General features: G+C 45.4%; 9 protein-coding genes. All 9 read right to left on the bottom strand.

The window, feature by feature from the left end; translation table 11 throughout:
- Positions 1–366: 366 nt before the first annotated feature.
- On the bottom strand, positions 367–966 hold the full coding sequence (locus DWW91_RS14420; RefSeq protein WP_122328135.1) for a ribonuclease HII: 600 nt from the start codon (positions 964–966) through the stop codon (positions 367–369).
- A 19-nt stretch (positions 967–985) separates the two neighbouring features.
- Positions 986–1,387 (bottom strand): VanZ family protein, encoded by a 402-nt coding sequence (locus DWW91_RS14415; protein ID WP_010801851.1) that lies wholly within the window; start codon positions 1,385–1,387, stop codon positions 986–988.
- A 10-nt stretch (positions 1,388–1,397) separates the two neighbouring features.
- Positions 1,398–2,612 (bottom strand): aminotransferase class V-fold PLP-dependent enzyme, encoded by a 1,215-nt coding sequence (locus DWW91_RS14410; protein ID WP_122328134.1) that lies wholly within the window; start codon positions 2,610–2,612, stop codon positions 1,398–1,400.
- 149 nt (positions 2,613–2,761) lie between these two features.
- Positions 2,762–3,550 carry a glycoside hydrolase family 16 protein gene (locus DWW91_RS14405; RefSeq protein WP_010801850.1) on the bottom strand — a complete coding sequence of 263 codons (789 nt, stop codon included), beginning with the start codon at positions 3,548–3,550 and terminating at the stop codon, positions 2,762–2,764.
- A 24-nt stretch (positions 3,551–3,574) separates the two neighbouring features.
- Positions 3,575–5,176: a YfcC family protein gene (locus tag DWW91_RS14400; RefSeq protein ID WP_122328133.1), complete on the bottom strand. Its 1,602-nt coding sequence runs from the start codon at positions 5,174–5,176 to the stop codon at positions 3,575–3,577.
- A 23-nt stretch (positions 5,177–5,199) separates the two neighbouring features.
- The gene (locus tag DWW91_RS14395) at positions 5,200–7,866 is read right to left on the bottom strand and encodes a glycoside hydrolase family 2 TIM barrel-domain containing protein (protein ID WP_122328132.1); all 2,667 of its coding nucleotides are present in this window, start codon (positions 7,864–7,866) and stop codon (positions 5,200–5,202) included.
- 37 nt (positions 7,867–7,903) lie between these two features.
- Positions 7,904–9,301 (bottom strand): arylsulfatase, encoded by a 1,398-nt coding sequence (locus tag DWW91_RS14390; RefSeq protein ID WP_122328131.1) that lies wholly within the window; start codon positions 9,299–9,301, stop codon positions 7,904–7,906.
- A 150-nt stretch (positions 9,302–9,451) separates the two neighbouring features.
- A complete protein-coding gene (locus tag DWW91_RS14385) occupies positions 9,452–11,098 on the bottom strand; it encodes a hypothetical protein (RefSeq protein WP_122328130.1) in 1,647 nt (548 codons plus the stop codon).
- 100 nt (positions 11,099–11,198) lie between these two features.
- Complete coding sequence (locus DWW91_RS14380) at positions 11,199–13,160, bottom strand: RagB/SusD family nutrient uptake outer membrane protein (RefSeq protein ID WP_122328129.1); 1,962 nt, start codon at positions 13,158–13,160, stop codon at positions 11,199–11,201.
- Positions 13,161–13,162: the final 2 nt, after the last annotated feature.

The following is a 13,162-nucleotide window of genomic DNA, read 5'->3' as shown; positions in this document are numbered from 1 at the left end:
CATAACCCAAAAGTGTTTAGTGCTCTCTTTGAACTATTTTTTTTAACATAGTTCACATAGGACTAGGTCTTTTAAGAAGATAAAGGGACTTTTCTCTGCAAGAAAGAAGTGATTTATAGCCTTATTTTATTAATTTTTGCATCAAAGTATATTGTTTTTGCAAAAAATACTATATTTGCAATCGGTTTCTTAACCTAGTCCTATGTGAACTATGTTAAAAAAAATAGTTCAAAGAGAGCACTAAACACTTTTGGGTTATGGGAATAACGGATCATAACCATTCATCTGAACGGCCAGATCATTTACACCAAAATACTTTACAAGTCAAGGCTTATCCTTTAAAAAAGGAAGGGTGAAGAATAAAACTTAAAAATTCAACTCCAATTGTTCCGGTAATAAAGTAAATGTTTTACGGTGATAAGGGGTAATTCCGATCGTACGGATTGCTTCACGGTGGGCTTTAGTGGGGTAACCTTTATTTTCAGTCCAGTGATAATCCGGATACTCTTTGGCAAGTTCATCCATATAATCGTCACGATAAGTTTTGGCAAGGATGGAGGCAGCGGCGATACTCAGATATTTACCATCCCCCTTCACCACTGTCGTATGTTTTATATCGGGATAAGGAGTAAAGCGATTTCCATCGATCAACAAATGCTCCGGTCTTACCTGCAACTGGTCAATAGCACGGTGCATAGCCAGAAAAGAAGCCTTCAGTATGTTTATCTTATCAATTTCTTCAGGAGTAACGATGCCGACAGCCCAGGCTATTGCCTCTTTCTCTATAACAGGACGCAAGGCATACCGTTTCTTTTCGCTCAACTGTTTGCTGTCATTCAAATCATCGTTCTTGAAATCAGGCGGTAAAATAACAGCAGCGGCAAATACCGATCCGGCCAAACATCCGCGTCCGGCTTCATCACATCCGGCTTCTATCCGGTTCGCTTCCAAATAAGGTAACAACATAGCGTTTTATTTGTATGAATCAATTTACTATCTTCTTTTTTATCATCCAGGGGCGCAACACGAAATAAGAGAATAAGGTTGCCAGTACAACTCCTGTGATGTTTGCCAGGAAGTCAAACCAGTCGCCTCCCCGATATGACGTACAATATTCCTGCAATAATTCAATCGCCCCGCTCATCAGGATCGGACAAAGCACGGCACCTATCCAGGCATGCCACAAGACCTCATCATATTTCCGGTGATTACGTAAAAACTCGATCCAAAGCATACCGGACAATCCGGCATACATACAAATATGGACTACCTTGTCTATTCCCGGGATCTTTCCGATCTCCACTGAAGGCGGCTTGAAAAACGACAGATAAATAACAACCAGAATGATTGTCAAGGATATTGGATATTTCTTCAGGTAATATAACATAGACTACTTATTAAAACATTTTTCTTACACGTTCTACCCCGGCTGCAAAAATATCGATCTCCTCTTTCGTATTATAAAAGGAGAAAGAAGCACGCACGGTTCCTTCAATGCCTAAAGCCTGCATCAGCGGTTGGGCACAATGGTGACCGGTACGCACGGCAATTCCCAAACGGTCGAGCAGCATCCCCATATCATAATGGTGAATATTGCCTACCAAAAAAGAAAGGACCGCCCCCTTATGGTCAGCCTGCCCGAAAATACGCATCCCTTCGATTGCATTCAGCTTATCAGTCGCATAACGTAACAGTTCGTCTTCGTAAACGGCGATATTATCCATCCCCAAACGGTTGACATAACGCAAGGCTTCTGCCAAAGCCGTACTACCGATATAATCAGGAGTACCGGCTTCAAATTTAAACGGTAATTCATTGAATGTCGTCTTCTCGAACGAGACAGTCGCGATCATTTCGCCACCCCCTTGGTAAGGAGGCAGTTTATCCAGCCATTCTTCTTTTCCGTACAACACACCGATACCGGTAGGCCCATATACTTTATGACCGGAGAATACATAGAACTCAGCATCCAGATCCTGCACATCAACCGCTAGGTGAGGCACAGCCTGCGCACCGTCTATCAATACCGGCACATCATGGTTATGCGCTTCCTCAATTATTTCTTTCACCGGATTTATTGTACCCAGCACATTCGAGACATGGGTTACGGAAACCAGCTTCGTCCGTTCCGAGAAAAGTTCACGGAACTGCTCCATATCCAGTTCCCCCTTTTCATTCATCGGGATCACTTTCAAGGCTATTCCTTTGCGGGCCGCCTGTATCTGCCAGGGGACGATATTGGAATGATGCTCCATAACAGAGACAATCACCTCATCGCCAGCCGACATACATTCGTCGGTGAAGCTGGAAGCTATCAGATTAATTGCCTCCGTTGTTCCGCGTGTAAAAATGATTTCGTTGGAAGAACGTGCATTCAGGAATGATTGTACGGTTTTACGTGCCTCTTCATGCGCTTCGGTTGCAGCCTGGCTCAGAAAATGCACTCCGCGATGGATGTTGGCATTTACATTATAATAACCGCTTTCTATCTTTTCAACCACACACCGGGGCTTCTGCGTTGTAGCACCGTTATCAAAGTAAATGAGCGGTTTATCGTATATCTTATGTTCCAGTATTGGAAAATCTTTCCGGATAGACTGTATATCTAACATAGCTCGTGTATCTTTAGTCGTATAACAAACGCCAAAGATACGATGTTTATTTTAACAACGGCGATTTATTCATTTATACAGATATAAGAATATAAAAAAAGCCTTTCGTTTCTACGCGAAAGGCTCTCTTGTACCCTATGAAGTCATTTTTATTGCTTTTGATAGAAGCGAACCCAGTCGATCTCCATTTCTACCGGCAGATCTTCCGGATCAACGGCACCTACCCAACTACCGCCTAGCTGCATATCCAGCAACAGATAGAATTTACCGTCATTAAAAGGGAACTGCCCTTCCTTATCCGTTTCAATCCGGGGATAGGCAAACGTACGGGTTTCATTTATGAAAAACACCAGACTATCCGGATACATTTCTACTGTGTAGGTATTAAAATCATCCGGGTTGATAAGTCCCGTGCTCCCCTGTTTCGGATTATCTTTAATGCCCAGATCGAAAGTATAATGGGAATGGACTGTCTGATAAGCGATACTATCATTGTTCAGACGCTCCATAATGTCGATCTCACCTCCGCCGGGCCATTTACCATCCTGGGGCAGTAGCCAGAAAGCAGGCCATGCGCCGGTCGCTCCGTTCAGCTTTGCATGAATTTCCAGACGCCCGTTAGTAAAGCCTACTTTATCCTTTGTATAAACACCACCAGTTATATAGGCTGCCGTATCGTTCGGCAAACTGTGATTAACTAAGCCGCGCAATACCAACTTCCCGTCACGCATAGCATAGCAGGAGTCAAAATCGGACATATAGTTATTCCAGTCGGATTTGCCACGAGGGATCTTACTCCATGAAGCGGGATCAAAACTACCGGTCTGATCGAAGTTATCTTCCCAAACCAATTTCCACTCAGCAGGTGAGGGTTTACAACACGGTAAGGCAATCATCAGGCCCAAGCAGGCCAATAGCCCTAAAAAGTTCTTTCTCATATTGCAGTATTTTAGAATAAGTGATTAGAATCCATCCAAAGGTATTAAAACTGTAGGAATTAACAATAACATTCCCAGCAAAATAAACAGGATAAGAATGCGGAAAAACCACTTCAGCCATATTTCATAAGGTATACGAGCCAATCCGAGCGCTCCCATCAAAACACCGGAAGTAGGTGTGATCATATTGGTAAACCCGTCACCGAACTGGAACGCCAGCACTGTTGCCTGGCGGGAAATACCGATCACATCCGAGAATGGTGCCATAATCGGCATAGTCAATGCCGCCTTCGCCGAACCGGAAGGGATAATAATATTGATCGTAGTCTGGATCAGGTACATAACTCCGAGGGAAGCAATCTTTCCGGCCTCTCCCATCAAAGTTGCCATACTATGCAGGATCGGATCGATGATGCGCCCGTCCTGTAGTATCTGGATAATCCCGCCCGCCAGTCCGACTACCAGTGCAGCCGAAAGCATATCTTTAGCTCCGGTCAGGAACTGGCTGATGATCCCGTCGGCTCCCTCGTTATTGGCAAACCCGGACAACAGTCCCATAGCCAGGAAGATAGCCGATATTTCCATCAGATACCATCCATACCCCATTACTCCTACTACCAGAAAGACAATAGTATAGCCCAATAAGTTCAAAATAAAAAACTGATTTGACTTGCGCAGTCCCAACCAACCGGTCAAAGCAAAAAGGGCGGTAAACACCGGTACTGCCGGAAAACTCACAGCACTCTCTCCTACTTCAAATGTGGTAGAAGGGTAATAGATCGAAAAGCCTGTCAATGAAAGCAATAACAACAGGTAGACAACCCAGGCAGAACGCGTCGTCTTTTCTTCCTGTACCTCTTCGGAAGCAACTTCTCCCTTTTCCCGCCAGTAGGCATCCGCCTCATACATAGGAGACAGTTTCGGATTTTTTTTCACCTTCGCCGCATAACGGAGAACGATAACGATCAGGATAGAAGTAAGTACCACCCAGCAAAACAACCGGTAACCGAAACCGGAGAACAGCGGCAAGTCAGACAATCCCTGCGCAATCCCGATTGTAAACGGATTCAGTATAGCACCTGAAAAACCGACATGTGCCGCCACATAAACCATACAGAGTCCTGTGATAGAATCATACCCCATCGATATGGCAAGCGGCACAATGATGATGACAAACGCAAGCGTCTCCTCACTCATGCCGAATACGGCTCCGAACAAACTGAACAGGATTATAATCAAGGATATCACGACATTATTCACTCCAATCATCCGGAAAAAGCCATATTTCTCCACCTTACGCGAACTACGCAAGAAAGATAGTATCCCGGTATCAATCGCCCGGCTACTGTTCATAATATGGAAAGCTCCCCCGATAATCAGCAGGAAAGCTATGATGCCAGCCTGTTTCTCGAATCCTTCCAGCAACACACCGAAGACCTGCCAGCTCTGCGGAGCGAGATCGACTGCATGAAAGGAGTTATCTACAATAACCGTACGTTCGGTACCATTGACAACCCGTACCTCCCTGGAGTATTCGCCGGCAGGAATGATCCAGGAAAGAGCGGCACAGATCAGGATTACAACAGATATAATTGTGTAAGTATGCGGTATCTTATTCTGTTTCATTCGTTCTTTTGGATTAGAATTGCTTATCTCTGTTCTCCGAACTCAGTCTGCTGTCTTTCCACCTCTTTCAGTTTTAAGGCATTCACTTCTTTTTGAAGACGTTCGACTTCGCGTTCGGCTGATGATTTGCTCATTTGCATATCTGTCTTGCCGGTTACAGTCAGAGGAATAAGAGCGGCCTCCGATTGGTTATAGAGTAACGGATAAACGGCCGGGGCACTTTCCAGTTCAAGTTCTGCGCTGATCGGCATCTGGGAGCCTTCCATCAGGACACTGGCTATGACTTTGATCTTCCCCGGTTTCAAGGTAGACTGTACCAGTACCGGAGCAGTTCCCCATTTCACCGGAGCCGGATTTGCCATCACATCGCTTCCTCCCAGGATACGTCCTTCACCTTCGATATGGAACTTGATGAAGTAATTGTTCAGCCGCTTGATGTTGCCTTGCTTATCGGCTACGGCGGCAATAACTGTTACAAAATCAGAGCCGTTTGCTTCCAGGTTCGTCCCTTCGTTATCCACCCAAAGCAATAGTTTCTCAGGACGGCGGGCAGGTGTTACTTTATGGGTAGCAACTACTTTTCCGTCTATCAGCCCTTCAGCCAACAGATAAACATCGGCTTGTTTCCGTTCTCTCGACAAGGCTTTATCTATCATAAAATCATAAACATCGGGGAAAGTGATAACGGGCGAAGGCATTCCCTTACGGTTCTTATCCTTCTTATAAGTATATGTTTTTCCTCCTTTGTTGTAAGTCAGCCGCACCTCATCGCAATTGGAATAAACAACCACGTCTTTTCCTGAGAACGGCGTCATTTCGTGTGCTATAAAAACCATCGGACCTGTTTCGGCTATCAGATCAGTCTTCACTGGCGGACGTTGTGCCATAAACATATAATAAGAGAACTTAGGCTGGCGGAATACATCCATGATTCCTCCGTAGAAAGGATCCGGATGATAACCACGCTGATGATCGAACGAATGCCACAAACAACCACCTACATGCTGGCGGGAAGTCTGGAACAAAGCATCATAGCTGGTATAAGGGTAAGACGGAGAAGCATAATGTTGTGCCTGTACCAGCATGGCCTGTTCACCCCAATTGCGGGCAACACGGCTGGGTGAATTATGTGAATTCCAGTCGTCTACGTTATCTCCCCATTCACGGGTGAAATAGGTCTTCGAATCATCCGATTGTTTCAAAGCCCATTCCGCATCTGCATTCCGGGGATGGGTAAAGAGCACCGGAAATACTTCATGACCGCGTGCTTCGCTGTCACTGCCGCAATAGCAGGAAGGATAAGGGTATTCGGCATGCACGATATCATTGGTGTTCTTGGCAAAATCTGCCGGATACCAGGTCTCATTCAGGATCGGTTCCCAAAGCCATACCGAAGGATGGTTACGGTCATGACGCACCAGATTACGTATGTCACTGTAAACACGTTGCGCAAACTCAGGCGCATCGTTCCAGAACTGCCAGCCGGGCGTATTCACAATAACGAACAACCCCAGTTCGTCGCAAGCATCCATAAAGGCCGGGTCTTGCGGACAATGGGCGTTACGGATCACTTCCATACCAGTATCTTTCAGCTTTTTAGCATCACGCCAATGGATACTGTTTGCCACGGCATTGCCCACAACGGCAAAGTCCTGATGACGGTTAGCCCCGATCAACGGTTTATCATAAGGTTTGCCGTTCAGCCAAAAGCCGTCTTTCCCTTTAAACTCAATGCTACGGATACCGATACGGCGTCGATAGCCATCAATCACATTCCCTTCTTCATCACGGATACGAACCAACAGGTTATATAAAGCAGGAGAAGAAGGACTCCATAGCAACGGATCCTTCACCAGCAGTTTATCTGAACTAGTCACAGCCTTACCTGCTTTTATCCTGATCTTATCATTCAGAAAAGCGACCTGTTTGCCATCCGGTTGTTGCAATTCATATTCTACCACACCGGTAAATGCTTTCTTCGTTTCGTTACGAACCTGTATTTTCAACAAAACTTCGGCCGAAACATCCGAGACCTTGTCAAAAGCGACGAACAAGCCGCCTCCGGCAATCTCATTCTCATAATTCGGGTCTGTGATAAAGATATTGTTATGGGCTACCAGCCAGCAGTCGCGGTAAATTCCTCCGAAATAAGTATAATCCAATACATCCTGTGCCTTTCCGGGAGGATAGGAAGGATCGTCGCTATTGTCGGTACAGACTGCAATTACGTTATCACCGTTCCAGTCCAGCGCCTCTGTCACATCCACCACTACAGGCAGATAACCGCCAAAATGCTCTGTCAGCTGTTTTCCGTTCACAAACACTTTACTCTTACCCATGATGGCTTCGAAATGCAGGAACAGCTTTTTCCCTTTTAAAGCGACATCTGGTGTGAAATGCTTGCGATACCAGGATTCTCCCTGATAGTTGATGCAGCCGCTGGCTTCTGTCGGCAGGTATTCGATGCCATGCGGCAAGGAAACCACCGTCCAGTCTTTATCATTAAAATCTTTGGCTTCTGCACCAGCCAGACCTCCTTTATAGAAACGCCAGGCAGGATTCATCGAGAAAACCTCCCGTCCGGAATGATCCATCCGAAAGAATCCGGCAGTCGAGAACTCCGGTTGATGTGCCGCCCATAAAGGAAGGCTGCAAAAAAGCAATACAAGATACGTTACTAGCTTCTTCATTATTATTTATTTTATTTGTGACTAAGATGTATTGATACTACCTCCCGAAATTGAATAAAGGCGATTCGGTACGGGCACCATCCATTAACGCTTCCAGCTCTTTTACCTTTTCCGGATTTTGTTGAGCCAGATTGTTATCTTCATGCAGATCGCTGCTCAGATCATAAAGTTCCAGAATCGTTTCACCGACGATCGGTTGACGGATCAGTTTCCAGTCACCGCAACGCAAAGCCTCACGGCCATTCTGTTCATGAAATTCCCAATACAGATATTCATGTTGCTTCTGTCCTTCTTTAGAAAATAAGGTCGGCAGGAAAGAGATGCCATCGCCTGCCTGAGGCAAAGCGACACCTGTCAGTTCTGCTAAAGTCGGCATCACATCCCAGAAGGCACTGATATGTTCCGTTTTCACTCCGGCTTTGATCTTGGCAGGATTCCAGGCAATCATCGGAACACGGATACCGCCTTCGTAGACATCCCTCTTCACCCCTTTCAACGGACCGTAACTCAGGAAATAATCCGGATTGGCTCCCCCTTCCCTGTGCGGGCCGTTATCGCTGGTAAAGATCACGATCGTATTCTTATCCAATCCCAGTTCTTTCAATTCCGCCATTACATCGCCTACATATTTATCCAACCGTGTTACCATAGCCGCAAAAGACGCATATGGCTTTTCTGACGGATAATATCCTCCTTTATCATAAGGAACTTCTTCAAAAGTATTTTCATACATCTGGTAGATAGAATCGTGCGGCAGATTTAATTCCGCATGCGGCAAGGTGTACGTCAGCATGGCATAGAACGGCTTATCCTTGTTGTCACGAATAAATTTCAAGGCCTGTTCGTGGATCAGATCCTGCGAATACACTTTACGTCCATTGTTATCATTCTCACTCAGGAATACCGTATCATTATTATGCCACAGATGATCCGGATAATAAGAATGAGCCTGACGCTGACAATTATAACCGAAAAATTCATCGAATCCCATCGTAGAAGGAACAGAAGAAGAACCCGGATACCCCAACCCCCATTTGCCGAAGATACCGGTTGCATATCCTGCCGACTTCATCAGTTTACCCAAAGTATAGGTATCAGCCTCCATCGGCTGTTGCCCTTCCGGAGCAATTTCTTTGTTTCCGCGTATCTGCGAATGTCCGGTATGCAAACCGGTCATCAATGAACAACGGGAAGGGGCACTGACCGTACAGCCGGCATAATGCTGGGTAAACAGCATTCCTTCCCGCGCCATCTTATCGAGATTCGGTGTCTTGATTTTCTGCTGACCATAACAACCGATATCCCCATATCCCAGATCGTCGGCCAAAATGTAAATAACATTCATCGGAACTTCTTTTTCCGGAGCTTTGTCTTTACAGGCGGACATCCCGGCCAACAAGGAACCGCCAATACACAATACAAGTTGAGTTTTCATTTTCTATAGTTATTTTATATCTAATATAATTTTCTTTCCTCTCGCATATTACTATCATAAGGTTGGGCATCCAAAGATACATTATAAAAAACTAATTCTACCGCATCATCACCAATATATACAAACAACAATCGCATTTTTTCGGCTTATTTAGCGGATAGAAACAAATACAATATCATCCATTCTTATTCCCTCCAGCCTTATCGACCGGGATATTCCGGCTTTCAGAGAAAGCGAATTACTCTTTATACATTCGCCATTCTTATAAATATCCACTTTATACTGCCCCTCTTTCTGTGTCATACAGTTCAATTTTAAAGTCCGGAGATTACTTACCTGGCTACTATCCGTCATCTCTTTTGCTTCCGGGAAATAGATCAAGGCCAATGTCTCCTGACCGTTTTTATTTAGATGGCTTACCTGTACCCCCGGTTCATCCACCTGACAGGACACAGTACCCGGTCCGGGTAATCCCTCCCAGATGATATCTTCATTCAGAGATATATTCTTCAGCATCCGGATCAGTTCATTCCGTACGTCCCCCAGTTCCGGCAATTCTTTACGAACTTCCCCGTAACAATAAACGCCGAATCCCTGTGCCGCCCTTTCCAGGGTATGCGCTATAAAATGACGGAACCAGACAGGTGAGTTAAAACGGCCGATACCTATTTCAGAAGGGATCAATATGGGCAACTGATAGTTATATGAATTATTATACCTGTGGTCTAACCCCAGAATAGCTTTATAGCCCCACCCTTTATAGAACATAGTGCCTATCACATCCAGATTTCCGTCGGCATAGGTAGAGGCGCTTGTTCCGGTCATAGCTACCCGTTCGGGATCTCCGGCTTCCGCTTGTGCCGCATCCAGGTTGAACGATATTATTTTATACGGATCGCCCTCATGATAAGCAGAAGTGAATTGTTGCCACCACCAATCCATCGCCTCTTTTTTAAACTGGGCATAATCCGTTTTATTGGTTTTACGCATCCATTCTTTATAAAGTTCAGCCGTTACCGGATTAAAATCGCTTTCATCCAAAAAGCTGAATCCTTCTTCATTTCCTAGCTGGACACCGATAACCGTTTCGTCAAACCTGTAATGCTGAGCCAACTGATAAAGCATTCTTCTCACCCTGTAAAAGATTTCCTTATGACCATATACATGTAGCGGACGTACCCCATAATCTAAAATATCCTTGATATTCGAATACAACTTACCGTCCCGCTTCACCCACTGCATCGTATAGTTTGACGAGTCACGGTCATCCAGGTGAAACGTCCAGGCCGTTTCAGGTTTTAATGAAGGAACCCGCTCTTTCTGGGCATGCAGGAACAAGACCCATCCGACCTTCAAGCCCTGTCTTCCGGCCGCCGCGACCACCGAATCGGCAAAAGAATAATCAAACCGGTTGTCGGCCGGCTCTATATCTTCCCAATGCAACATGACATAGGCTGTGTTGGCTCCCATCTCCCGCATATCGGCAAATACCGAATCATAATCGGTATCTTTCTCATAACGGGTATCCCAATAACCGGTTTCAATCGCCTTCACAAAGAAAGGTTCCCATTTCCCTTGTTCCTTTACCATATAAACGATTTTCCAATTAGGTAAACGGACTAATGCAGCCGTAGAAGGCACCGTATCCAGCATCCCGATATCCACTATCTCGGCTGAAAGAGGCTTAGCGTGAGTCATAAAAGGTAACGGCTCACTTAACTGGGCAAATGACAAAGAAAGGGACATCCCAAACAAAGAGATGAAAATCAAGCAAGACTCCTTTAAATATGTATTCATGGCATGTAAGATTTAAAATGAAAAGCCAGCCTGGAAATCCGGCACAACAATTGTGTCCTCCAGGCTGGCTAAAGTACTATATTTTTTTCGGATTACGCGTTTAATAACCGATTGCTCCGGCATTTGCTTTCAAAGGCCATCCCGGATTCTGATATATCACAGAGGTTTCCCCGTTTTCCGGATCTGTTGCCGTAATACGGAAATGCTGCATGGCGATCGGACTTAAATAATGGGCGTCACACCAGTTGTATCCATCATAGACCAGGTTCGATGTTTTAACGATCTGGTAAGGACGCAGATATTCACTGTTCCTGGGACTGGACACGTTGGCTGTTTTGCCTTCGGTTCCCTCCGGAATCAAAGACGAATTACCCTGACTATCCACATAGTTGTACTGCATCGGTCCCCATAATTTGAATCCTTCCACCTGATAATTCTTAATCTGATCCAGCGCTCGCCATCGTTTCAGATCGTTCATACGGAAACCTTCTTCCATCAGTTCACAACGACGTTCACGACGGATATTGTATAACAGTTTGGATACCGGCTGCCCCCCGGAGTATACAGCCCAGTCTTTTTCCTTTGCCAGATCGGTGGCTGCTACCGTCATCTGGTAATCTGCCGGCAGACCGACACGTTCACGAATCGCTTTCCAATAAGAATCGGCTTTGCTGTCTATACTGCTTCCGCCATTTTTCATGCAGGAAGCCTCTATATAATTAAGATAGGCTTCTACCGCACGAAAGACTGGTGATCCTTCCACGCAATAGTCACCGTCGCGATACCAGGTATGCGGCATTCCTTTACGCAGGCAATAACCTGTTACGGCGCGCACTTCCTGTTTTGCCAGGATATCCGGATATCCGAACGTATCGACGTCGGACAGTTCGCTTAACAGCTCACCCGGTTCTTTCATGAACAGTTGCAGACGGAAATCACGGTTTGCTTTCACTTCGGCAATCGTATTATCGCTCACATAATTGGAAGAGGCATAAATCGGAAGGCCGTCCTCACAAAGGAATGTTTCTACAAAATCTCTGGTAAAACCGGAATTACCACCTCCACGCTGTAAATAATAGCCGGCGGAGTGCTTCTCTTTATACTCCATATCATATGCCCGCCAAAGAAGTATTTCCTCATATCCTTCCATACTTTCTGCGGCAAACTGTGCATAATAGGGGTTATCCATCTTCTTCCCGAAGTTATTTGCAGTCAAAGGAACATTATCAGCAACTTCGGCAGCAGCTTTCATCGCTTCATCCAGAAAATAATTGATCTCATTATCGATGTTGATCGAATAATCCTTCAGATAAGTAGCGGAAGCGCCCGGCCATCCGGAACCTCCCGGTACACGGTTCGTACCTTTATGATACGTTTCCCAGCTTGCCTCAAACAGGGCGGTTCTTGACTTCACCAATAAGGCGGCATTGCGTGTTATACGGTTTTTACCGCCAGCCGGACTGTTATTCAATAACATAATAGCCGAATCCAGGTCTGAAATAATAAAACGGGCCACTTCATTTCTCGGACGACGGTGGCTGGCTTCAGTCAAAGCCTCCTGTTCATCCGGCAATGTGTTACGAACAATCGGGAAATCGCCCAATGTCTGAAGTTTACCCAGATATTGCCAGGCACGCATAAAATAGGCTTCTCCGATATAATGCTTGATATTGGCATCAGTCCCTTTTATTTCTCCATTCTGCCAGCGGGGCACTGCAATCTCGAGGAAATAATTCAGATTTCTTATCTTATCGAAGTTCCACGGGTCATCGCTCCGGCTGGAAAACGATTCGCTTACCCGCCATTCGCCCGGCACCCAACGGTTATTGAAAGAACCAGCGACCTGGTTATCGGTATTATTGTCATCTTTCCATGTGCCCAGATTCCAACCGTCATGGGTTGTAAAACTATACTGCTTGATTGTATAAGCAGCCAAATCACTCTCACTCCAGAAGAAAGCTTCGGGCGTGACGTTATCCAAAGGTTCCCTATCCAGAAAATCATTACATGATGTGAAGGAAAATGCTCCTATCAGTATGGGTAAGATATATTTTAGTTTCATAA

Source organism: Parabacteroides sp. AF17-3, assembly GCF_003635445.1.
Lineage (GTDB): Bacteria > Bacteroidota > Bacteroidia > Bacteroidales > Tannerellaceae > Parabacteroides > Parabacteroides goldsteinii.
This window is presented reverse-complemented; position numbering and strand designations above follow the sequence as displayed.